Raw genomic sequence first — 25735 nt, 5'->3', positions numbered from 1 at the left:
CTATATTTACTTTTAAGCATTATATTTAAAGTTATGTTTTACATCATTAGCCGTATGATTTTTACTTTCTATGTTATATCGTCCACTTTTTCAAATTGCCAATATTTCTATTAACACTTTGCTAAAGCTCCAAACTCATAAAAAACAATACTCACTGACTATAATATTTTTTATTGAATGTTTATAATTTATAATTAATATTCGTGATTGTCAAGAATTTCACTTATCAAAGCCTAACTTGTTTACGTCAAAATTTCTGACGTATCACTACCATAAACACTTTAACGCATTAGTGTGATGGCTTTTTAGCATAATTTTTTTCTGTATAAAAGATTAAGCAAAGCGCCAAAATCCCAATAATTTCTATAATCGTTACTAAATAGATGTTTGTAATTAATAAACCAATGATTGTTGCGATGAAAATAAGTCCAATGTAGCGAATTTTATGTTTAATGACTGAACTGTGCAACATAGTATCTACAAATATCGCTAACAAAAATACACAAAAAGCAATTGTATAAACGTAAATTTCTGTTTCACTTAGTGGGTGACCTGCCAACACTTTATTCATCACTAAGAATATAAAATCTAATGTAAAGATAAGTACTAAGTGAAGGTAAGCACTTGCAAATCCAGTTGCAGCTTTATGTTGACAATTCAGGCTTTTTTTATAATGTAATGTGTAAATCATAAATAGACTAATGACCAAAATAAAATATACTAAATCTAATATTTCTATATGCTGTATATGAATATTATTAACAATCTGAACTATGCCCTCACCAAATAACAAAATGATAAATAAGCTTAAACGTTCTGAAAAATGGTCAAAGAATACCGGATTATCTTTTGATACTTTAAGGAATAATATTGGAAAAATAGCCATTATAACGATACCAATAAAATATATCCAAAAATTGACACCTTTCGGTAAATATAACGCTACTAATGATATAAAAATCATCATCACAGGCCCCGTTACATAAACCTTTACCAATTTGAATGTTACTGTTGTTTGATTCAGTTTATAGTTCATAAGATATTGAATAGAAATACTTAAAAAGATAACTGCTGAAATAATCACAAAGGGTTTAAATGTAACTTGAAAGTTTTCATTAATTGATTTAGATAGTAATAGTATTAAAAACATATCTATAAATACAAATAAATATTGATACCACTTTTGTTCAAAAAAGCGATTCACCAATAATGTTCTATAAACCCATATCGCAAAAAATATTAGAAACATCATAAAGTTTTTTCCAAGACTTTCAATGGATGTTAGATTTTCAGACACACCTTCTACTGTTTGATTAATAGATGTAAACACAAATACAAATACAAGATCAAAGAACAGCTCTGACATACTAACTTCTTTCTTTTTCATAAATACACCTCTTACACTATTGATATAATCAACATAATTCACGTTATAGTTTACATATCCAAAGTGCTTATTTGGCTTCATTATAGGTGAATTATATTATTATTTTAACCTTTTCAAAATGACACTCCGCTTAATTTAAACGTTGTGTAGAGAATGGCTTATCTAACGAAAAATAAGTGATTTCCTTCTTATTTAATAGTACTTCATTTAAATCCACTTGGAATACATCACTACTATTATATGGTTTGATGAAATACGAACGATGTTTACAATCCATCACACATTGGTATTGCGTATAATGTGCAATGCCATTTTCTGTTACAGCGCCTCTTGGTATGCTCACATTATCGAGGACTTTAAAGCAGTTATTTAAATTTTTAAATTCCTGCTCTGTATCTAATTCTAAATGATGACGTAAATAGGCCGCTCTTACAAAACGTTCTTCCGAAGTGAAACCACCAGGTAAACCATGTGTGCCCCCTTCTACACCAAGCGTACTGAATACTTTTTCGCCAAATTGCTTTTGTTGTCCACTTACTGGTGATAAATGTACATGATTTCTTAAATTTTCTAAATGCCATTCTAATTTGGGATTATTAGTTAGTACATGCACTGGATTATCTTTGACTACAAGTAATCCATGATGAGGTTCAATTGAAATCGTCGCTCCAGTTTCATCAGTGATAATAAAGTGCAACGGTGGCACCTTACCTAATGCTTTATTTTCCAACGCCACAATATTGACTTGATCGACTTTTTCTTTCAACATGGCTATAGAATCATTGAAACCCAACACCCATAATATAAATTCCTCTGGAGCCATATTAAAATAATCTTTACGCAGTTCTTCAGCATAACTCGCCTCACCAGTAAAGTAATGATTTGATACTGCTAAACCATGTTCATTCACCCCATCACCAAAACGATACTTACCTACCATTACACCTGTACCTATAAAGCCATATTGCATTTGATGGATTCCTGCGATATCAAATTCCCAATGATAATGGGAAGGAACAGCAATAGGAATCCCATTAAATTCAAAATCAAAATCCATTGTCCTCGCTAAATAATTAACTTTCTGCGGAGATAATATAGAAAATCCTGTGCACATAAAACTGCCTCCAATATCTTCAATCTATTTAAATTATGTAATATCATTTTACGTTATCTCGAATTTTAGCACACACCATTCGCTACGACTATAGATACTCTTTGAGTAAAAAATTATAATGATTGCAATGATTTACTATAAATTTAGAAACCCTTTCTAATTCCTTATTATTCAAACCATAAATCATGATAATATTAGCAATAAACATTGGAGGTATACTAAGTTGGGAAAATTAATAAAACACAACTCATATGGCTTTAGATTCAAAGGAGATTATCAAGACAAGGTCGCTGGATTAAACGCCGTAGGTTACGAGTTGAGAAAAACACATGATTATTGTTGGCATGGTTGCAAACGTGGTGAAAAAGATATATACATTTTTCAATACACATTAAAAGGTAAAGGATCTATTCAAATCGAACACGAAACATTCAATTTAGAACCTGAAGATGCATTTTTAGTACATGTGCCAAGTAACCATTGCTACTATTTACCCAAAGATTCAAATGAATGGGAGTTTTTGTATTTTACAATATATGGCAAAGTAGCTGCTGAATTATTCCATCGTATCATGGATACCTATGGTCAAATATTAAAATTATCTATACATTCTGAACCAATCAAACATATCATAGATACTTTGGAAAAATTAGAGACCTTCGGTATCAATCATGGCTATGAAGCTTCGTCCTGTGCCTATACATTTATTATGAAATGCTTAGAACATGTGGAGTATGGTCATCAACAAGCCAATGACTTTCCTCTTCCAATCGTCAAAGCAATACAATTTATCGAAAAATATTATCACGAAGATATTTCATTAGATGATATTGTAAAGGCCTCTGACTTATCGAAATACCATTTCACTCGCCAATTTGGAATCATAGTGAAAGAAACACCTATTCATTACTTAACAAAAACTAGAATAAAACAGGCACTGCTTTTATTATCATCTAATGAGAAAAATATCGAATGTATTTCTCGTGAAGTTGGATATACTTCAAGCAATTATTTTAGTAAAGTTTTCAAAAAAATTGTTGGCGTCTCACCAAATCGTTATCGCAAAGAGAAAACAATTATGTCAGTAAATAAAATATTTATCGACTGATAGACAGCAATATATTACCCTTTTTTAATTTATTTACGATTGAATGTTACTTATAAAGCCACTAACCTATAGATAAGCTATAGCCGTTTGAAAAGGTGCAGATTCATTTATCTGAATTTTCAAATAAAAAATCATTTTCATTTATAACAATCATTCATTTAATTTTAGGAGGGGTTTATATGAATAAAATTACATTTCTAGGTGCTGGCAGTACAGTATTCGCAAAAAATGTTTTAGGAGATTGCATGACTGTAGCATCTTTACAAGATTTTGAATTTGCTTTATTTGATATAGATGACGAACGTTTAAAAGACTCAGAACGCATGTTAAATAATCTAAAAGAAAATCTTAACTCAACTGTTAGAATCAAAGCTTACCACAATCGTAAAGAAGCTTTGAGAGGAGCAAAATATGTCATAAATGCAGTCCAAGTTGGAGGTTATGATCCTTCTACAATTATAGATTTTGAAGTTCCTAAACAATATCATTTACGCCAAACGATTGCTGATACATTGGGCATCGGGGGTATCTTCCGTAACCTTAGAACAATTCCTGTCATACAAGATTTTGCTCGTGACATCAAAGCGGTTTGTCCAGATGCTTGGTTTTTAAATTACACTAATCCCATGGCGGTATTAACAAACATCATGCTACAAGAAGGTATTAGGACTGTTGGTTTATGTCATAGTGTTCAAGTCTGTGCACATGACCTACTTGAATCATTAGAAATGCCTACTGATCATATTCAATGGAAAATTGCAGGTATCAATCACATGGCATGGTTGCTTGAAATCAAGCGAGACGGTATGGATCTCTATCCTGAGATTAAAAAGCGTGCGAAAGCAAAACAACAAACTACACATGATGATATGGTACGTTTTGAGTTGATGGATAAATTTGGCTACTACGTTACTGAATCATCTGAACACAATGCAGAATATCATCCTTATTTTATTAAAAGTAACTATCCTGAACTCATTGAAAATTTCAATATTCCTTTAGATGAATACCCACGTCGTTGCGTAAAGCAAATTGAGGATTGGAAACAAATGCGTGATGATATTGTTAATGATAAGCATCTCACACATGAACGTTCACATGAATACGGTTCATATATTATTGAAGCTATGGAAACCAATAAACCCTTTAAAATTGGTGGAAATGTCTTGAATACAGGTGGTTTAATTAGTAATCTACCTGAAAACGCCGTCGTTGAAGTGCCTTGTTTAGTTGATGCAAGTGGCATCTCACCAACTTATATAGGTAACCTTCCTGAACAACTTGCTGCCCTTAATAGGACCAATATAAATACACAATTATTGACGATTGAAGCTGCTTTAACATTACAAAAAGACAAAATCTATCAAGCAGCATTACTAGATCCACACACCGCCTCTGAATTATCTATCAACGACATCATCTCATTATGCGATGATTTAATAGAAGCACATGGGGATTGGTTACCAAAATATAAATAATTATCCCCTTCAGATGTGCAATAACCAGATTGACGCTATCAAATGATAGAAGGCGAAAATGCGATGATTACTATAAACATTAAATTAAATCGTTCGCCAATATACATCAATGAATAAAAATACTGTGTTCAAAATTGATAGTTTAATTAAGTCTAGACCAATTTAGATAAGGGCATCGTGCCATCAAATATAAACACTTACAATATTGGTTGGAATGACTCAAGAGGTGATAGCATTGCAAAAACAATTAACACAGAAAGAAAAATATTCATTTGGCTTTGGTGCATTTGGTAAAGATCTAGTGGTTAACTTAATCGGAATTTATCTCATGTATTATCTCACTGATATATTAGGCATTGCAGCAAGTTTTGTTGGTACTTTGTATTTTGTTGCTCGTATTTGGGACGCCATTAACGACCCTATTATGGGGATGATAGTAGATAAGACCAAAACAAAATGGGGAAAATTCAGACCATGGTTAATTATTGGAACACTGATAAACTCAGTAATCACACTTATTTTATTTACTAACTTTGACTTAACTGGCACGACTTTATATGTATTTATTTCGATTATGTATATTTTGTGGGGCATGACGTATACCATGATGGATGTGCCTTACTGGTCTTGGCTACCAAACCTCACAAACAATCCTACCGAACGTGAAGAAGTGTCAGTCATACCACGTATCTTTGCAAGTTTAGCAAACCTGATTCTTGGATCTATTGGGTTATCTGCTGTTATTTACCTAGATAAATGGTTCGGTAATGGAAATCAGTCAGTTGGATTTTTTATTTTAACTATTATTATCATATTATTTTTCAATTTAACAATTGGTATTACTGTTAAAAACGTCAAAGAAGCACCTACTAATATTGAAAGTGGTATTACACTTAGGTTCAAAGATATATGGAGAATCTTATTTACGAATAAAGAACTACTGGCTTATATCGGTATTATTGTAACTTTTTTCTTAAGCACACAATTTATCGGCAATGTACTTATTTATTATTTCAGCTATGTGGCTGAATCAAAGTTTTTATTTGCGCTTTACAATGGTATGGGATTCATGGAAATCATTGCACTCTTCTTATTTCCTAAAGTATCAAAACTACTTACAAGAGAACGGGTCTTTCCTCTGGCGACAAGCAGTCTTATTTTTGGATTAATCATCTTGCTTATTGCCAGTTATACTGCCCCTAAAGCTATATTACCAGTAGTGCTAGGTACAATATTCATTAAAATAGGTTCTGGTTTGATTATGGGAATTATTACTGTTTCAATTGCGGATGTTATAGACTACAGTGAATTAAAGTTCGGACAAAGAAACGAAAGCGTCATTACTTCAACTCAAACATTCTTAATGAAAACAGCTATGGCCGTCTCTGGGTTAGTCACTGGATGGAGTCTAACCATATTCGGTTATGAGCCTGGGGGTCAGCAAAGTGATCTTACAAAAAATGGACTACGTTTTATTATGATTGTCCTTCCCATCATTTGTATTTTAGCAAGTTATGCTATTTATAGATGGAGCTATCATTTAAAGGGCTCCTATATTAAAGATGTAGTAAATGTTTTAAATTTAAGAAAAAGCAAAAAAGGATAAACAAAGACACAAGTCATGACTTGTGTCTTTATATTCAGATAATCAAGAAATTTGGATTAGATACAACTCCTCATAAACCTCCTATTTTAAATTATCCTTATATGCTTTCATTTTTTGCTGTTTATCATTTATATCTGGTTCAAAATACCAAACACCATCATCTTCCACTTCATTTTCACCATTTATAGAAATTTTATCTATCGTTTGAGTCGCGCCTTTATATTGACTATACAGCGATTTTAAATCAGCCACATTAAAGTTTGTTTTAACATTGTTTTCACTTACTTTAAGTATTTTGTTTAATTTTATGAGACTTTTCGAGTCACTCAAAGACTGAGAGACTGCAGCGATAACTTGTCTTTGACGCGCGGTCCTACCTTCATCGCCTCCAGCACCTTCTTCTTTACGACTTCTAACATAATCTAATGCAGCTTTGCCGTTAAGATGTAATGAGTCACCTTTTTGAAACTTAGATCCATTATATTCGAATGTTGCATTACTTTTAACATTTACACCATCTAAGATATCTATGACCTTTTCAAAACCATCCATATCAACAGTGACATAAGCGTCTATTGGTACATCAAAATTATTTTCAATTGTGTCTATCGCTGTTTTAGGGCCACCATAAGCATATGCATGCGCGATTTTTTCACGGTCTCCATACCCAGTAATCTTACTATTTGTATCTCTAGGTATACTAATTAATTTTGTTTTTTTATTTTTAGGATTCACTGCAGCGATAAGCAATGTATCCGTTCTTTGTCCCATATTTACTTTGGCTCTTTTAACATCAGAATCAACCCCAAATATCGCTATTGAAATAGGGTCCTTATTCTTAATTTTTTTCTGGACTTGCTTTAATGCTTTGCTATTGTCACTTGAATCATGAATAGCATTATTAAAATGCAATATTTTATATGTTAAAAATGCACATATAACTATTACAACTATTAATAAAGCCAAAACGACTTTACCTTTCTTCGATAATTTCATCGAGTTTCCTTCTCTCTATTTATATATTTCATCATCGTGGTACTATCGCTTTATTCATTTTGCAATACTTTCTCTTTTTATATTTCTTATAACTGCTATCATAGCTCCTAATGCAATACTAATACTCATTATAGAAGACCCCCCGTAACTCAGCATCGGTAAAGTTACTCCGGTTAGTGGAATCATGCCAGAAATCCCAGCTAAATTTATAAATACTTGCATAAATAAATAACTTACAACACCTATACAAATCAATTTATAAAAATGATTGTTCGTCTTATTTGCATAAGTAAGACCTTTGAATAATATAAAAACATAAATCATTAAAATAAATAGTACTCCAACCAATCCAGTTTCTTCAGAAATAACGGTAAAAATAAAATCAGTATGTGGCTCAGGCAAATATCCTAATTTTGAAATACCATTTCCTAAACCCCGACCAAACAATCCACCGTTGCTAATAGATGTCAAAGCATTGGTTAATTGGTATCCGTCACCATTTTCATATTTAAATGGATCTAACACTACTTTGATACGTTTCATTCTATATAGATTTTTAGCATCAAAAATTAGTGTATAAAGTATGTATAAAACTGTTGGAACAGAAGTTATAGTGAATATTTGCACCTTTATTTTATTTTTAATATCAGAATACATTAACATCGATGCAATAATGGCAACTGTAAGTAAAGTTCCACCTAAATCACCTTGCATTAACACCAGTAGTAACCCTATGCCCAAAACACCTAATGGAGGAATCAAATTTTTCAATTTATAGTCTCTTTTAATAGAAAGCCACCTATCAATAATGTAAGAGAGATAAAATATAGAAGTTAATTTTAAAAATTCTGAGGACTGTAAACTAAATATACCTAAATTAATCCAGTTTTTTGAGCCATTGACTTCTTTACCAACCAAAAGCGTTAACACTAATAAAGCTAATGTGGCTAGCACTATGAATTTCTGGACGCTCACTTTTTTTAACACGTTAATGTTAAGCAACATACTAATAAATAAAATAATAATAAATCCCATCATAAAGAATAAAAATTGTCTTTTCATAAAGTAGTTTGCTGCGATGGGTACTCCATTGGTTAATGTGCCTTTAGAAGCAGAAACCATACTCGCGCTATAGACCATGACAACGCCAATAATACCGAGCAATGCATAGCACATAATTAAACTTAAATCTAAATTTCTACTCCTTTCTTTCAAATATTTTATGAATTTTTTCATGTTGTTTACCCCCTCTAAGCATCTAAATTCCAGTTAAACATACTTGTTATTTACACACAATCATACTTTAGGCTTACCTAAACTTTTTTTTAATAATTAGATATTAAAAATTTCATAAATATAAATAATATCCATGAAATTTAATCTCACTTCCTCGTTTTTACATTATCGGTTTGTATCAATATAAAGACTTAGCATATTAGACAATAATAAAAGCCTGAGATGTAAAATAGCATTACATCTCAGGCTTTATTTCGTTCTATTAGTATCAACTTCATCTTGCTTACGTTGATGATTTCATATCACTTATGATTTTTTCTTTTTTCCGCTTCTCTTAACTCAATACGTCTAATTTTCCCAGAGTTTGTCTTCGGAAGGTCTTCCACAAATTCAATTGCTCTTGGATATTTATACGGAGCGACGTCTTGTTTCACATAATTTTGCAGTGTCTTAACCGTTGTTTCATCAGCTGCAACATCATCTTGAAGAATGACGAATGCCTTAACAATGTTCCCTCTGATTTCATGTGGACTAGCAACTACAGCACATTCTTTAACATAATTGTGTTTAGTAAGCGAGTCTTCGACTTCAAATGGCCCAATGGTGTATCCTGAACTGATGATAATATCATCTTTACGTCCTTCAAACCAAAAGTATCCATCTTTATCTAACTTTGCTAAGTCACCCGTAGTAAAATATTCACCTATTTTAGGTTCTTCTGTACGTTCAGAATCTTTATAATACCCTTTAAATAGTGCAGGTAAATCTACTGGTACTGCAATATTACCTACTTCACCAGTTTTAGCAAAATCACCATTATCATCAATCACTGTCACATGACTGCCTGGTATTGCTTTACCCATTGAACCCGGACGACTTTCTGTATCTTTTAAGAACCCAATTAATAACGTACTTTCAGTTTGTCCGTAACCGTCTCTAACTGTAAGGTCAAAGTTATCTTGGAACTTTTCAACAACTTCTTTATTGAGAGGTTCCCCTGCAGAAACCGCACTATGCAAATGTTTTAAGTTGTAATCAGTTAAATTAGGTAACTTTGCCATTAAACGATATTCAGTAGGTGTACAACACAGCACATTTATTTTGTATGCTTGTAGTAATTCTAAATATTTCTCAGCATTGAACTTACCATTATATACAAATGCAGTAGCGCCTGAGCCCATTATTGATAAGAATGGGCTCCACACCCATTTTTGCCAACCTGGGGCAGCTGTCGCCCATACAAGATCATCTGCTTCAATACTCAACCAATGTTTTGGTGCCATTTGCATGTGGGCATAGCCCCAACCATGCGAATGTACAACAGCTTTAGGATTGCCTGTTGTACCAGATGTATATGAAAGCAGTGCTATGTCATCACGCGATGTTTCAACAATATCTAATTGATCTGTTGTTGTAGCCATTTCATCTTCTACTGTGAACCACTGCTCTTCCTTACCACCAACGATAAACTTCGTTAAAGCATCATATTCTTTGACTGCTTTAAATTCGTTAATACCATCTGCTGTGACAACAATAGCTTTGACTTCACCATGTGTAATTCTATATTGTAAATCTTTAGTACGTAACATTTCAGAACTAGGAATAACTATAATACCTAATTTTAATGCCGCAAGATAGATTTCATAAGTTTCGATGCAACGCGGCATCATTATGAGTACCTTGTCGCCTTTTTTTAAGCCATGATTTAAAAACATATTCCCTACTTTATTTGCATTTTTTATAAGGGATTCATATGTCACTTCTTTTTTGTCACCTGCTTCATCTTCAAAAATGACAGCTTTCTTCGTTGGATCTACTGCAAATTTTTCGATTTCGCTAACAATATTATATTGTTCTGGTGCAATCAAATCTTTTTTATCCATTTCTTACGCTCCTTAAATCATATATCTTTGATTCTGTTTTTTCTCGATGTACTTATATTACACAAAGATATTTCAGTTTAATTTTTCAAAATATTACAACGCATTTTCATGATAATTTTAAACTTTTCATGTGTAAAAAGATATGATTTTGACTTCACAGCATTTCCTATTTTATTAATAACATTTAAAGTATATTATCTTTTCTTAATTACTAATGTATATATAAGGATTACTTTAAAAATTTATCATTGAACTCTAAATATAAAGGTGAAACAAAGAGTTTATTCATATCTCTATGCACCTACAAATCTGCTAAGATAACATTATATAAACTTAAAAAATAAGTTTCAGAAAATTTAAATATCAATCGTTTTTTAGTATTTTAAATATTAAATCATTGAATTTCAATATATAAATATTAAAATTCACAAACAGAAAACTTTTTTATTTCTTGTCTAAATGGTACAATGTCTTAATGTGTAATTTGTTATGAAAGAAGTGAGTCTATTGACCGAAAACGGAACATTTCATGTAGAAAAAAGAGTTCCCTTGTTTATCGTACTGTTATCAGGGGCCTTTATTACGATCTTGAACCAAACATTGCTTGGTACAGCGTTACCACCAATTATGAAAGATCTTCAAGTATCAGAAAGTACAGTACAATGGTTACAATCTATTTTCATGTTAGTTAACGGAATAATGATCCCAGTTACTGCATTTTTAATTCAACGCTTCACCTCGAGACAGTTATTTTTAACCGCAATGGGTATATTCGCCATAGGTACATTACTTTGTGCTGTGGGACCTGAGTTCTCAACATTATTAATTGGACGTGTATTACAAGCTGCAGGCGCTGGTATTATGATGCCACTTATGCAGACAATCTTATTCTTACTATTTCCAGTAGAAAAACGCGGGACAGCAATGGGACTATTTGGATTAGTCATAGCTTTTGCCCCAGCGATTGGACCAACCTTATCAGGTGTTTTAGTAGAACATCTATCATGGAGAAGTGTCTTCTACGTTGTACTTCCTATAGCCATCGTTATTATCATCACATCATTTTTCCTTTTGAAAAACGTTACAGAGACAACAAATCCAAAACTAGATATCACTTCAGTCATCCTATCCACATTAGGTTTTGGCGGCCTCTTATACAGTTTTAGTACTGTTGGAGAAGCAGGATGGGCAAGTATTAGTTTTATCGCCCCACTCGTAATCGGAATAATTTCACTAGTGATATTTATTCGTCGTCAATTAAAACTTAAAGAACCAATGCTTGAATTTAGAGTATTTAGTTATGGCATTTATACATTAGGTACAGTACTAAGTATGTTTGTATTTGGCGTATTAATCGCTACAAATATTATTTTGCCGTTATATATGCAAAATATGTTACATTTTTCCGCTCTAGAATCTGGTTTAGTGTTATTACCAGGCGCTATTATTATGGGAGCTATGAATCCTATAACAGGTTATTTATTTGATAGATTCGGTGGTAAATGGCTTGCACGTATAGGTCTGGTCGTCTTAGTGGCTTCTACAGTACCTTTCGCATTCCTTACGACACACACGAGCTTCACTTACCTTGCAACAGGTAATGCATTGCGTATGATATCCATTTCAATGGTTATGATGCCTATGACAACGTTAGCGATTAACCAATTACCTAACCATCTCATTGCGCACGGAACTGCAATGAACAATACTTTTAGACAAATGGCAGGTGCTATTGGTACAGCTGTATTTATTACTTTAATGTCAGTATCGGCAATTCCTAATAAAGGTATTGAGGGTATTATTCATGGTGTTAACGTAACATTTATGGTTGCAACAGGTATTTCAGTCATAGCATTGTTATTATCAATCAAACTATCAGACGAAACCAAACCAGCACGTCGAACAATATAATTATAAAAAAGAAGCCTTACGACATATATGTTGTAAGGCTTCTTTTTATATTTCGAGTTATATCATTATTTAAAAACAAAAGAAGTAAATTCAGTTATTTGAATTTACTTCCTTTGTTAATCTACAAGTGATTTATTCTCTAGCAGCTAATCGATTTAAAGCAATCTCGCCTAATGATTTTGCTGCAACTAGCAATGCATCTTCATTCACTTCAAATTTAGGATGATGGTTCATATATGGTTCTTCTACTTCTTCTGGTTTACAGCCGACAATATAAAAAGTTCCTGGGATTTCTTTTAAATAATATGCGAAATCTTCTGATCCAGTCACTGGTGGAATTTCTACTAAATGCTCAAAATAATCACCCGCACTTGTACTTAACACATCTGCAACATTTTGCGTTTGTTCAGGGTGATTGTATAGTACTGGGTAGCCAAATTGATAGTCTAAATCATATGTGATATCAAACCCAACAGCTACGCTTTTCGCCACTTTTTCAATTTCATCGTACATAAATTGCTCTAAATCATTATTTAAATAACGTGCCGTCCCTTTAATTGTCACGGTATCTTGGATAACATTTGAGCCACCTGGAGCATCAAATGCACCAACTGTAATGACACCCATTTCTAATGGATCGATTCTTCTAGAAACAATAGTTTGTAACGTATTGACAAAATTGGTACCTGCAACTAATGCATCACGTGTTTTATGAGGACTAGCAGCATGACCACCTAACCCTTTAATTGTTAATGTGAATGTAGAACTACCTGAGAATGCATTTCCTTTATTATAAGCAATGACTTCTGGTCCTACTATTGGAGCTACGTGGATACCATAAATTTCATCGATATCACTTAATGCGCCAGATTCTACGATTTGTTTTGCACCGCCTGGAGGCATTTCTTCAGCATGTTGATGAATAATTTTTATGTTACCAGCAAGTTGGTCTTTAATATCAATTAAAGCATCTGCTAAACCTAATAAATAAGCTGTATGTGCATCATGACCACATGCATGCATCACGCCTTCATTTAATGATTTAAATGGCACGTCAGCTTCTTCATTAATTGGTAAAGCATCAAAGTCAGCGCGTAGACCAATTGTTTTTCCTGATTTACCACCTTTGATTTCTACAATGACAGCATTACTTTCAGCAACAGGTTGCGTCACGGTCACATCTTTGCCCTTATAAAAGTCTTTAATATATTGTGCAGTATGCTCTTCTTCAAATGATAATTCAGGATGTTGATGCAAATAGCGTCTATGTTTGACCATATCACTCTCTTTGCTTTCTAGTTTTTCAAACAATGCATCTCTTACATTCATAAACATTCACTTCTCTCATTAGTTTTAAATATATATTTCACAATTTCAATTTTAAGTTTTTTCTCGAATTAATTCAAAGATAATTAATTGTGAAAAGGTATTCATGTTGATTTATAATTGATATTTCAAAGCAAATATATATTATAAATATATAACTGAAGAAAAATAACTCTATATTATCCATTTGATACCTTTAATTGTGTTTCATTTTCTTTTTTATAAATCACATACATCATCGCACTTGCTACTACGACCATTATGAACCCGAAGTAAGGCGTCATTGTAATAGTAAATTGATTTAGTACATAACCTCCAATGACAGATCCCAATGTAATCCCGATATTAAAGGAGGCTATATTTAAACTTGATGCAAAGTTAACTGTCGCTTTATTTTCTCGTTCAGCAAACAATACTACGATTAGTTGCAACCCTGGCACATTCATAAATGCGAATAATCCCATGATTAAAATGGCTATAGTACCTAATATGTGATGTGTGACTGTTATACCAACGAATAGTAATACGATGGCTTGAATGGAAAATATACTAATCAGTGCTTTGGTTGGATGATGATTTGTTAACTTTCCACCCATTGTATTGCCTACAGCAACCATAACCCCATAAATCACTAATAATATGACAACTGCATCATCACTATAATGTAAAGCGTCTGTTAGCAATGTTGTCAGATAAGTATAAACCACAAATGTACCACCATATCCCAAAGCAGTAATCAAATACACCATCATTAATGATTTATTTTTAAAAACTTTTAATTGTTCTAACATCGGTGCTTGATCATATTCATTCAAATCATTGGGCACCACAAATATATTTGCAATTAAGCTGATGAGTCCTATAACAGCAATGGTAATAAATGACATTTCCCAACCAAATTGTTGACCAATCCATGTTCCAATCGGCACACCTGTAATTGTCGCTACTGTTAATCCAGTAAACATCATTGCTATTGCACTCGAACGTTTATCTGGTGTAACTAAATCACTGGCAATAGCTGTTGCTATAGACATGAATACACCATGCATTAATGCTGATAAAATACGCATAGCTAATAACATAGTAAAAGTTGTAGATAATGCCGCTAACGTATTAGCAATAATAAATACTAGCATAATAGCTATTAATAAATGTTTTCTTTTTATTTTGTTCGTTAACGGCGTAAGTAATGGCGCGCCAAGCGTGACCCCAACGGCGTATAATGATACAGTCAATCCTGCAAGTGGAATTGTCGTGTTAAATGCTGTTTTAATAAGTGGTAATAAGCCAACGCTAATAAATTCTGTCATTCCAATTGCAAAAGCAGACATTGCTAAAGCTAGTATGGCAAATTTGTTTTTATTCATAATAATTTTACTCCTTTTATTTTTGTATATGTGTTAATATAAGCTACACATATAACAATAGGAAGTACGCACTTTAAAGTGCTATAGGTACTATTTAGTACCCACAAGGAGGTAGAGTTATGAATAAGACTTATAATATAGGCGTAGAAGCAACGATTGATGTTATCGGAGGCAAATGGAAACCTGTCATCCTATGTCATTTACAAAATAATGGCCTAATGCGAACATCCGCATTAAAACGCGCTATTCCCACAATTACACAAAAGATGTTAACACAGCAATTAAGAGAATTAGAAAAAGATGGTATCATCAATCGTATTGTTTACGATCAAGTACCACCAAAAGTAGAATATGAACTATCAGAATATGGGCAATCGCTTGGCAAAATTCTTTCGTCACTTTGTTATTGGGGCGAGTTTCATGTTGAAAAAATGCATCAACAAGGTGAATCTGTTTCTTTGGCACAACAAGACTATATCAATATACCTCATTAACATGCTTCTTGAAATTATGAAAAATTTCAGGTTAAGGCGCTCATTACCTTTCAAATAAATCTTCAAACCATCATTATATAGCCTAAACGGCTACTAAAGACTACAGACACCACGCTTGTAATATAAGTGTGGTGTCTACGTTTCTCATGCTCCTAGACTAAGATAATTTGACTCATCCATGTACTAATATGTGATAGCTAATTCACTGACGTGCCCTTTTTATTTTTAGTATGTTTTACGTGACTACTAATATACATCACCACAAGTAACACAATTAAAAGCACTGACAAATTATACATTCCTCTGTATCCAGTTAAATTTGCAACACTACCCAGAACAGGCGCACCTAATGCCATACCTAAGTCCATTGCACTAAGAACCATCGCATTAGCTGTACCCCTTTTCTCAGCTGAGACTCTATTAATTGCCCAAGCTTGAAAGGATGGTTGCATGATACTATATGCGATTCCATAAAAGATTGCAGCAATGAAAAAAACAACCAATCCATGAGTAGCGGAAATTAATACTAGTCCAATCACACTACATATACTCGCTGGATAAATTAAGTATTTATGTCCTAATTGGTCGTATACTTTACCAGATATAGGTCTAATTAAAATAATAACAATAGCAAGTATTAAAAAGAAAAATGATACTTTAGCTCCTAAATGCGCCTCAGCTCCTAATCCATTAATAAAATTAACAATTCCTGAATAAGTACAATAAAAAAGCATTACTAAAAAGCATGGAAGTAATGCTTTTTTATCTAAAATAGAATCTAATATAGATTTATTTTGACTGATATATACATCTAATGTCTCAGATTTTTCATACTTTATGAATAAAGTGGCAACTATCGAAAATAGAATTAAAAACATAGTAATAATCAGTAAATATTGAAATGAAAATGTATGTAATATAGAAATTGCAATCATAGGCCCAAGTGTAGTTCCTAAACTTGTTGCCATTCCAAAATAACCTATGCCTTCTCCCATTCTTTCAAGCGGTATTAAATTTGTGGCAAGCGTAGCTAAAAGTGTAGTTGTAACTCCAAATCCAACACCTTCTAATACTCTTATAGTAATTAATAGAGGCATTGCTTCTTGATCGTAACTGGCTACAATACATATAAATACAAAAATAAGCGAAAAACACAGTAATTTTTTGATATTTATTTTGTACAGTAGCATCCCTATCATAGGACGAGTAACTATTGCTGCAAACATAAAAGCTGTGGTCATCACACCTCCCATTGTAGGATTATGACTAATATTAGTAACAAAAATCGAAAATCCTCCGGTAAGCATTTGTAAACACAAATAAAAACCTATCGTGATTAAAACAGTAAGTGAGAATTGCCAAGTCCATAATTTAGATACTGATGATGACAATGATAAGCCCTTCTTTCAAAATAATTCGCATCAATCATTTTCACAATTAAAAATAAATAATTAATACTGTGCTTCTACTTTACAATCGCCCAATTAATATGTCTAATATATATTTATACACTAATTGATATGTATAAAGTATCAAAAAAATTAAGAAGGGGTTAGAAAATGGAATTACGTCACTTGAAATATTTTAAAACTGTAGCAGAAGAGTTACACTTCGGAAAAGCTGCAAAACGTTTGAATATGGCACAACCACCGTTAAGCCTTCAAATTCGTCAACTCGAGGAAGAACTAGGAGTACCTCTTTTTCGTAGGACGAAAAGAAGTGTTACATTAACCCAAGAGGGACATGTGTTTTTAGAAAAAGTTTATCAGTTACTCGAAAACTTAAACGAATCTATCGAAACAGTACGTTTGGTGAATAGAGGCGAAAGCGGTGAAATCGTAATAGGCTTCTTAGCTTCTGCAGCCTATGATGTATTACCAAGTATAATTAAAAGTTACAGACATCATTATCCATCTATTCACGTAACCTTAAAACAACTTACCACTGCTGAACAATTAAAAGCATTACAAGATGAAACTATTGATATTGGTATCATTAGTGAACCAATTGAAACAACGCTATTTAATTACGAAATCATTAGACAAGAGCCAATGGTAGTAGCTTTACCTAGCAATCATTCATTAACTAGAACGCAACACCCTATTACGCTAAGCGATTTAGCGTCTGAGGCTTTTATTTTAACTGGAAGAAAAGAGAATCAACTTCACTATGATAAAGTCATTAATAGTTGTGGCTTAGCTGGATTTAGCCCTCATATCCTACAGGAGACTAAAGAAATGTCTACATTAATATCTTTAGTTTCTGCAGGTATCGGTATAGCTATCGTTCCATCTTCTATTCAATCCCTACTACAAAATGAGGTCGTTTATCGAGAAATTTCAGACAGCCACATTAAGACTGTTACTGCACTCGTATGGGATAGTAAAAATGACTCTCCAATAGTAAATGCTTTTGTGGAATTAGTAAAATCGTCTGTGATTCCTATGTTTCAAAGTAATCACAATTAATAATACTCACAACTAAAAATGGTATGTGATAATCTATTATTCCTAATTATAGAAATGTACTTATAATTTCTGTATTTTCAATGTAAATCGTCACTCGCTTATATACGTCATTTAGATACTTTTGTGATACACACTTTAATTTCATCACTTCCCCTATGGTTAATATTTTACATTAAGGCTATATATAAACTAATTAGGAAGATATCTGTTTGAATTACTGGAGGCGTGCTTATGAAATCTATCAAAGAAAATCATCCGCTTGATATCGCAACACAATTAATTCGTAAAGAAGACCATTACTTGGGTCACACTTCAGATCATTATGCTAATATGGTAGGTCCTTTTGGTGGCATCACTGCGGCGACAATGCTTAACGCAGTCTTACAACACACTGAACATATTGGAGATCCTGTGTCTTTAACCATCAATTATGCTGCACCTGTTTCTGATGGTAGTTTTGAAATCAAAGCTACCCCAGCTCGAACAAATCGAGCTACACAACATTGGTTTATTGAACTATTTCAAGATGATGAAATTGTCATTACGGGGACTGCAGTATTTGCAAAAAGAAGAGAAACTTGGTCTTCAACAGAGCTAAAATTCCCTGCTGTGCCCAATCCTGAAGAGGCATATCCAATTTCTTCAAAAGGGCTGCCATCTTGGGTACGACAATACGACATTAAAATTATTCAAGGGTTGCCATCAGCATTTTCACATCATGTACAAACAGAAGTACCTTCATCTACGACTTTACAATGGATTCATGATGAGCCTAAACGCAATATCGATTTCCTATCACTTACTGCTATTTGTGACGCATTTTTTCCGAGGATTTATGTACGTCGTAAGCAAATTGTGCCTATAGGAACAATTTCGCTCACGATTTATTTCCATGTTGATTCCAAGCAACTTCAAACATATGGCGATGAAGTCGTGTTAGGACATGCAACTGCGAATCAATTCCATAATGGCTTTTTTGATCAAACTGCGGAAATATGGTCTCCTAAAGGTGACTTACTCGCTACCTCATCTCAATTTGTCTATTACAAAGAATAAAGGCACATAAACCAATCATATTTTCCTTTTTAGCTTTTTTACTCTTACAATACAAATTTTGAATAATATCCATAACCTCCAAATATTTTACAATCTATGGTACAAACTTGAAGATTTAAGCTAATATTATGTGCTGCCTCTATCAAAGAAGCATGTCCGCAACAAACATATTCAAAAACTGTCACAAAGTTGTAGAACTCGCTGATAACATCAACACAGTTCCTTTTAACCTAAGGCTCTGTGTTTTTTATTAATGTATCAATTATATAAATGCTAATACTTCTATCATAAAGTTACCCGGTGCTTTGATATAAAATGTATATCCATGTGGTGTTACTTTAGGATCTGGAACCTTATAACCAGCTACCTTGAGCGACGTATGAATATTATCTACATCTTCTTTTGACTTTTGTGGGAATCCAATATGAAAAGTCTTAGGATAGCTCACGTCTTTGCCCTGCATTAAAGTTAATATAAAACCGTCTTTCCCGAGCAATACTTCTGGATTTTTTCCCGCTTCTGTCTTTAACGTAAAATCAAAATAAGTCTGTAAAAATTCACGTGTTTCTCCTATATTATCTACTGTTAAATTGATATGTTTTAGTTCCATCATCACATCTCCTTTTTATCTATATAGCTCACACTATAGCACTTCCAATGATTATACAACCAACTCAAAATCACTACTTATATAATCAATTTCATATAAATATTATTTCTAAACGACGATTTCAAAGTTATTTATCGCCCTAAATGTAAACTTATTTTAAAAATAAGTTTACATTTAGGGTGAAAAAGCTTTATTATAAATATAGAAATTCTTAAATTAGCGAGGTCATTTATGAAAATATTTATAACAAGTACAAATACAGATATCGGAAAAACTTACATAACGATTCACCTATATCACTTATTAAAAATGGAGGGTTATAACGTTTGTATATTTAAACCACTTCAAACCGAAGAACTTGATGACGGCACATATCCAGATTTAGAAATATACAAACGGGAATGTCATTTAGATTATCAAGTCACATCACTATATAAGTTTAAAGATCCTATTTCTCCACACCTCGCATTTAAACGTGAAAATGATCAAAAATTTGATAAAACGAAAATATTATCAAAGCTCAATGTTTTAGAACATCAATTTGATGTCATCTTAATTGAAGGCGCTGGTGGAATTGCCGTCCCTATACATGAAAATGAAAATAGCTTTTATATGACGGCTGATTTAATACGTGATACTGCTGATATGGTTTTGAGCGTTTTACCATCTCAACTCGGAGCTATTAGTGATGCCATTGTCCATCAACATTTTCTAAGTCATATGCATTTACCGTCTAATATATTAATCATGAATCAATATACCGATAGTTCAGTTGAACAAGATAACAAACATACAATTGAAAAACTTACACAGAAAGATGTTTATACTTTCTCAAAAAACGCTACTTATAATGATTTTTCTAAAACATTTATTACTACTTTAAAAGGAGCTATAAACCATGAATAACCACGATTTAGTAAATAAAGATTTAGCATACGTTTGGCACCCATTCACTCAAATGGGCGTATATAGTAAAACTGATCCTATCATTATAGAAAAAGGTAAAGGTAGCTATTTATATGACACAAAAGGAAATAGATACTTAGATGGCTATGCTTCTCTCTGGGTTAATGCCCATGGTCATCGCAATAAGCAATTAAATAAAGCGATTCAAAAACAATTAAATAAAATTTCTCATTCAACACTTTTAGGGTCATCGAATATCCCCTCTATTGAGTTAGCTGAGAAATTAATAGACATAACGCCACAAAAGTTAACCAAAGTATTTTATTCCGATACTGGGAGCGCTTCTGTAGAAATCGCTATTAAAATGGCTTACCAGTATTGGAAAAATATAGATAAACATAAATATTCAAAGAAAAATAAATTTTTAACCTTGCACAATGGTTATCATGGCGATACATTGGGTGCGGTAAGTGTAGGTGGCATTGATAGTTTTCATAAAATTTTTAAGGACCTAATTTTTGAAAATATACAAGTAGAGAGTCCTTCTTTATATCAAAGTAACTATAAAAATGAAGATGAAATGATGCAAGCTATATTAAAACAAATTGAAACTATTTTAATATCTAGAGCTGATGAAATTGCAGGATTTGTCATTGAACCACTCATACAAGGTGCGACAGGTCTATTTGTGCACCCACAAGGTTTTTTAAAAGCAGTTGAACGTTTATGTAGACAATATGACATCTTGCTTATTTGTGATGAAGTAGCCGTAGGATTTGGAAGAACTGGTGAGATGTTTGCATGTAACCATGAAGATGTTCAACCAGACATTATGTGTCTAGGCAAAGCAATTACAGGTGGCTACTTACCTTTAGCTGCTACATTAACGTCACAACGCATTTATAATGCTTTTTTAAGTGATAGACATGAAGAGAAAACATTTTTCCATGGTCATACCTATACAGGAAATCAAATCGTATGTTCCGTGGCCTTGGAAAGTATTAAACTCTTTGAACAACAGAAATTGATTAGCCATATTCAAAAAACGTCGAAAATACTATCTGAAAAACTTTTTGAATTAAAAGACCATAAACACGTGGGAGATATTAGAGGGAGAGGATTAATGTTTGGCGTTGAATTAGTATCAGATAAAGCATATAAAACCCCCTTAGATATAGAGCGCGTTGAAGAAATCATTAGTCAGTGTAAATCAAAGGGCTTAATGATACGAAATTTAGAAAATGTTATCACCTTCGTGCCAGTTCTCAATATGTCTGTGAAAGAGATCAAAAAAATGACCAATATTTTCAAAAAAGTCCTGATATCAACGTTAAGTAAAACAAATGATACTCAGCATTAGGAGTAATTGAGCATGGATACCCAAAAAATCATAAACGACATTAAAGCAGATGGCACATATAGAACTTTAAAAAATATAACTCAAGTTTCTGGAAAATACATTACCATAAACAAGACAAATTACATCAACTTCACTTCAAACGATTATTTAGGAATTGGACAATTCAACTTAAATTTAGAGGATTTTCAGACATTTTCGAAACAATTTAGTAATACTTTATCTAGTTCCCGATTAATTAGTGGTAATTCTGTTGTCTATTCAAACTTAGAAAAATCTATAAGCCAGTCATTTGGTTTTGAAGATTGTTTCATTACTAATAGTGGATATGATGCAAACTTAGCAGTCTTTAATATTTTTAAAGATGAAGATGTGGTTGTGTTTTCAGATCAAAAAAATCATGCGAGTATTATAGATGGGATTAAACTCAGTGACTTAAACAAGGTTATTTATCAACATCTAGATTACACTGCATTGGAAATGCAATTGAAACAATACCCATTCCATACTAAACTCATCGTTTCAGATAGTGTCTTCTCAACCAACGGTAACATCATAGATTTACAACATTTAATTAACCTTAAAAACAAATATAGTAATACTTTACTTATCATTGATGACTCACATGGATTGGGGTTAAAGCTTTTTGATAGTTATCAAGGGATTGATATACTCACTTCAAGTTTGTCTAAAACTTGGGGTGCTCATGGAGGGATGATTTTAAGTTCTGAAAACATTAAAACACTTATCATCAACAAAGGGCGCGCTGTAATTTATTCAAGTGGTTTACCAATATTCAATTTATATCAGCTTATGACAAATTTTCAATATGTTATAACCTGTAACACTAGAAGGGAAAAGTTGTTAGATTTAAGCCGTTATTTTAATGAGCAATATCAGGTACTTTTCAATCATCAAGTAGACTCCCTTTCACCGATAAAAAATATTATTTTACCCTGTCTTAAATCTACAGAGCAAGTACATACATTTTTATATGATAACGGCTTATTTACAAGCCTTTTGAGATACCCAACAGTTGAAGTCCCAACCCTACGTATATCACTTTCTTATTTCCATAGTAAGAAAGATATAGATGTACTTTTAAAATTAATTAAAAATTATATCCAGGGAGTGGTTTGAATGTACAGCATTAAAATGAGGGCTAGTTATCAACAAAACCATATCAGTGGTGGCGAAACAATGTGTGAAGCAGAAAATATTGCGGCAACGATTCAAAGGTTTTTTGAAAAAGGATTTTACCATGAGAATGGTGAGGTTGATTTCCTAAATTTGAAAATAGAAAAAATCACTCAACCCTTAACACACTTACACTCATTGGTACGACATAATGAAGTCAAAACAAACTTGGAAGATATTGTAGCACAAAGCAATGTCTCTTCATTAGCTTTGAAAAAAGGATTATCTTATATTTTTAACGATGTGCTATACACAGGTGCGATTATACTATCTGCACAGTCTGGAAAAAGATTAGATACTACTGGGCAAAGAGGTGTGCGAGTTACAAACTTTTCTTTCCCTTCTATACACTCTAGTAAATTAAGCGAAAGAATTAAAGATGCCATTTCTATCGCAACATGTACAACACACTTTAAAGGCGTATATGGTGAATTGTGCGTTTCTGACGATGTACATTATACGACTGGCTACTACGCGACAAAGCAATTAGGCTATCATCGTATATTTAATATAAAAGAAGCAGGTACACGCCATGGTGGCAGAATTATCTTTGTGGATGACAATTTAAATATGAGTGACTATATACATTTTCTAGAATGTACGCCAAAACGCATTCTTGCTTGATTTAAAATTATTTTTATTCTTCACATTCAGGCACCACGATACTCAACCAAGTGACAACATTAGATAGATAATCTTGTCTCTTGGTTGAGTATTTTCATACTTTCCTATCTGTAAACTTTTTTATGTCATATATTTATAGAGAACTTCATTAAATTTACTAATTTTATACCTTGATTGTATGACTGTTATTATTTTTTGCTGGATGCATTGCTTTAATCCTTTGATTACCTTTACCATAGAGATGTTCTCTAAGCGTTTCACCTTCATAGTCTAATCTATACAATCCCCTACTTTGTAAAATAGGTACCACCTCATCTATTAATTCTTCAAAAGTTCCCGGACTATAGCCTTGCGTAATATTAAATCCAGCTGCTCCTCCTTCAATAGCCCATTTTTCAAATTGATCTGCGACATGTTCTTTTGTACCAATAAATTTTACTGCTCCATTTCCAATACAATGGTTTTGTAATGCTTCTTTAAAAGTCCATTTATGTGTAGGATCCTTCGCATAGTAATCAAGGTCGACTTGTATCGCTCCGGTTTCTATATTCTCAACGTATTCATCCGGATCAATACTAGAAAAATCAATTCCTGTATGGCCACTTAACAGTGTAGCAACGCCTTCATGACTCACATAACTTTTTAATTTTTCATATTTTTCATAGGCTTCGGCTTCTGTTTTTCCAATAATAGGCAAAACCATAGGGTATACTAAGATATCTCCTTTTTTACGGCCGTATTGTATTGTTCTTTTTTCCATATCTTTAATATACGTTTTCAATTCATTTAAAGAACTATGTTTTGTAAATACTGCTTCAGCATGTTTAGCAGCAAATGCTTTTCCCTTTTCAGAAGCTCCTGCTTGAAAAAGGACAGGCGTACGTTGTCTGGAGGGTTCTACTAGGTGTGGACCTGATATATCAAAATATTCGCCTTGATGGTGAATATCATGTACCTTATTAGGTTCAGCATATGTGTCATTTACTTTATCTTTCACAACCGCTCCTTCTTCCCAGCTGTCTTCCCATAGTTTATAGGCAACTTCTAAAAATTCATCAGCACGATTATACCGTTCTTCTTTAGACAAACGCTGTTTAAACCCTAAGTTTACCGCTTCACTTTCTAAGTATGAAGTCACTACATTCCAACCCATACGCCCTTGCGTCAAATGGTCTAATGTAGATAGTTGCCTTGCTAGACTATAAGGGTGTGCATATGTCGTCGAAATTGTAGGTGTAAATCCAATATGCTCTGTAAAAGCAGCCATAGCCGAAATGATAGCTGTTGGTTCATGTGAGGGTAATTGAACTGCATGTTTAACCGCCGTATCATAAGAGTTATTATAAACATTATACGCACCCAGTACATCTGCAATAAATACTGAATCAAATTTCCCACGTTCTAGGGTTTGAGCAATATTAATCCAATATTTCAAACCATTATGATTAGTGCCCGTATCTCTCTCATGTTTCCATAAGCCTGAAGAATAAGGTGATGGTGAATTTTGTATAAAACCATTAAAATGTATTTGTTTTTTTGTCATATATACTTCCCCCTTTAATTGAATGACGATTCATCAAATATATAGTGCTAAATGACTCTTAAATCCAA

General features: G+C 32.8%; 21 protein-coding genes. 11 read left to right on the top strand and 10 right to left on the bottom strand.

Translation table 11 applies throughout. The features are described from left to right. Positions 1–289 precede the first annotated feature (289 nt). Both BK821_RS04485 and BK821_RS04480 read right to left on the bottom strand, forming a co-directional pair. Entirely contained in the window at positions 290–1387 is a 1098-nt protein-coding gene (locus BK821_RS04485) for a low temperature requirement protein A (protein ID WP_071331307.1), read from the bottom strand. A gap of 130 nt (positions 1388–1517) precedes the next feature. Further along, a complete protein-coding gene (locus BK821_RS04480) occupies positions 1518–2501 on the bottom strand; it encodes a choloylglycine hydrolase family protein (RefSeq protein ID WP_046836926.1) in 984 nt (327 codons plus the stop codon). 223 nt (positions 2502–2724) lie between these two features. Here BK821_RS04480 and BK821_RS04475 point away from each other — a divergent pair, with 223 nt between their 5' ends. The 3 genes from BK821_RS04475 to melB all read left to right on the top strand — a co-directional run bounded on the left by BK821_RS04475 (position 2725) and on the right by melB (position 6693). Beyond that, positions 2725–3609, top strand: coding sequence for a helix-turn-helix domain-containing protein (locus tag BK821_RS04475; protein ID WP_046836927.1), 885 nt, complete (start codon positions 2725–2727; stop codon positions 3607–3609). Between the two features lie 179 nt (positions 3610–3788). After that, complete coding sequence (gene melA / locus BK821_RS04470; protein ID WP_071331306.1) at positions 3789–5087, top strand: alpha-glucosidase/alpha-galactosidase; 1299 nt, start codon at positions 3789–3791, stop codon at positions 5085–5087. A 235-nt stretch (positions 5088–5322) separates the two neighbouring features. After that, positions 5323–6693: a melibiose:sodium transporter MelB gene (gene melB / locus BK821_RS04465; protein ID WP_071331305.1), complete on the top strand. Its 1371-nt coding sequence runs from the start codon at positions 5323–5325 to the stop codon at positions 6691–6693. An 81-nt stretch (positions 6694–6774) separates the two neighbouring features. Here the strand turns inward: melB and BK821_RS04460 are convergent, their stop codons facing one another. The 3 genes from BK821_RS04460 to mbcS form a co-directional block, all read right to left on the bottom strand. Then, complete coding sequence (locus tag BK821_RS04460) at positions 6775–7689, bottom strand: LCP family protein (protein WP_071331304.1); 915 nt, start codon at positions 7687–7689, stop codon at positions 6775–6777. A 54-nt stretch (positions 7690–7743) separates the two neighbouring features. After that, on the bottom strand, positions 7744–8925 hold the full coding sequence (locus tag BK821_RS04455; protein ID WP_071331303.1) for an FtsW/RodA/SpoVE family cell cycle protein: 1182 nt from the start codon (positions 8923–8925) through the stop codon (positions 7744–7746). 302 nt (positions 8926–9227) lie between these two features. Next, positions 9228–10808 (bottom strand): acyl-CoA synthetase MbcS, encoded by a 1581-nt coding sequence (mbcS, locus tag BK821_RS04450; protein WP_071331302.1) that lies wholly within the window; start codon positions 10806–10808, stop codon positions 9228–9230. 489 nt (positions 10809–11297) lie between these two features. Here mbcS and BK821_RS04445 point away from each other — a divergent pair, with 489 nt between their 5' ends. Next, on the top strand, positions 11298–12719 hold the full coding sequence (locus BK821_RS04445; protein ID WP_235602247.1) for an MDR family MFS transporter: 1422 nt from the start codon (positions 11298–11300) through the stop codon (positions 12717–12719). Between the two features lie 132 nt (positions 12720–12851). Here the strand turns inward: BK821_RS04445 and BK821_RS04440 are convergent, their stop codons facing one another. Together BK821_RS04440 and BK821_RS04435 are read right to left on the bottom strand one after the other, a co-directional pair. Further along, complete coding sequence (locus BK821_RS04440; protein ID WP_046837030.1) at positions 12852–14048, bottom strand: amidohydrolase; 1197 nt, start codon at positions 14046–14048, stop codon at positions 12852–12854. A gap of 176 nt (positions 14049–14224) precedes the next feature. Further along, positions 14225–15412 carry an MFS transporter gene (locus BK821_RS04435; RefSeq protein ID WP_046836933.1) on the bottom strand — a complete coding sequence of 396 codons (1188 nt, stop codon included), beginning with the start codon at positions 15410–15412 and terminating at the stop codon, positions 14225–14227. Between the two features lie 119 nt (positions 15413–15531). On the opposite strand from BK821_RS04435, the gene BK821_RS04430 reads away from it, so the two are divergent. Then, positions 15532–15906, top strand: a complete 375-nt coding sequence (locus BK821_RS04430) for a winged helix-turn-helix transcriptional regulator (protein WP_046836934.1) — start codon at positions 15532–15534, stop codon at positions 15904–15906. Positions 15907–16103: 197 nt separating this feature from the next. Here the strand turns inward: BK821_RS04430 and BK821_RS04425 are convergent, their stop codons facing one another. Continuing rightward, positions 16104–17297: an MFS transporter gene (locus tag BK821_RS04425; RefSeq protein WP_071331301.1), complete on the bottom strand. Its 1194-nt coding sequence runs from the start codon at positions 17295–17297 to the stop codon at positions 16104–16106. Between the two features lie 168 nt (positions 17298–17465). On the opposite strand from BK821_RS04425, the gene BK821_RS04420 reads away from it, so the two are divergent. Next, positions 17466–18374, top strand: a complete 909-nt coding sequence (locus BK821_RS04420) for a LysR family transcriptional regulator (RefSeq protein WP_046836935.1) — start codon at positions 17466–17468, stop codon at positions 18372–18374. Between the two features lie 231 nt (positions 18375–18605). After that, positions 18606–19430, top strand: coding sequence for an acyl-CoA thioesterase (locus tag BK821_RS04415; RefSeq protein ID WP_046836936.1), 825 nt, complete (start codon positions 18606–18608; stop codon positions 19428–19430). A 262-nt stretch (positions 19431–19692) separates the two neighbouring features. Here BK821_RS04415 and BK821_RS04410 read toward each other — a convergent pair whose 3' ends face one another. Then, entirely contained in the window at positions 19693–20040 is a 348-nt protein-coding gene (locus BK821_RS04410; protein ID WP_046836937.1) for a VOC family protein, read from the bottom strand. 231 nt (positions 20041–20271) lie between these two features. On the opposite strand from BK821_RS04410, the gene bioD reads away from it, so the two are divergent. The 4 genes from bioD to BK821_RS13440 are packed head-to-tail and all read left to right on the top strand — an operon-like array spanning position 20272 to position 24124. Further along, complete coding sequence (gene bioD / locus BK821_RS04405) at positions 20272–20946, top strand: dethiobiotin synthase (RefSeq protein ID WP_046836938.1); 675 nt, start codon at positions 20272–20274, stop codon at positions 20944–20946. Beyond that, the gene (gene bioA, locus BK821_RS04400) at positions 20939–22306 is read left to right on the top strand and encodes an adenosylmethionine--8-amino-7-oxononanoate transaminase (protein WP_046836939.1); all 1368 of its coding nucleotides are present in this window, start codon (positions 20939–20941) and stop codon (positions 22304–22306) included. The genes bioD and bioA overlap by 8 nt, the downstream gene beginning before the upstream one ends. 12 nt (positions 22307–22318) lie before the next feature. Continuing rightward, complete coding sequence (locus BK821_RS13445; protein ID WP_071331300.1) at positions 22319–23443, top strand: aminotransferase class I/II-fold pyridoxal phosphate-dependent enzyme; 1125 nt, start codon at positions 22319–22321, stop codon at positions 23441–23443. Further along, a complete protein-coding gene (locus BK821_RS13440; protein ID WP_071331299.1) occupies positions 23444–24124 on the top strand; it encodes a 6-carboxyhexanoate--CoA ligase in 681 nt (226 codons plus the stop codon). A 163-nt stretch (positions 24125–24287) separates the two neighbouring features. On the opposite strand, the gene BK821_RS04385 is transcribed toward BK821_RS13440, so the two are convergent. Continuing rightward, entirely contained in the window at positions 24288–25667 is a 1380-nt protein-coding gene (locus BK821_RS04385; protein ID WP_046836942.1) for an LLM class flavin-dependent oxidoreductase, read from the bottom strand. Positions 25668–25735: the final 68 nt, after the last annotated feature.

Origin of the sequence: Staphylococcus sp. LCT-H4 (assembly GCF_001866145.1) — a bacterium.
GTDB classification, from domain to species: domain Bacteria; phylum Bacillota; class Bacilli; order Staphylococcales; family Staphylococcaceae; genus Staphylococcus; species Staphylococcus succinus.
This window is presented reverse-complemented; position numbering and strand designations above follow the sequence as displayed.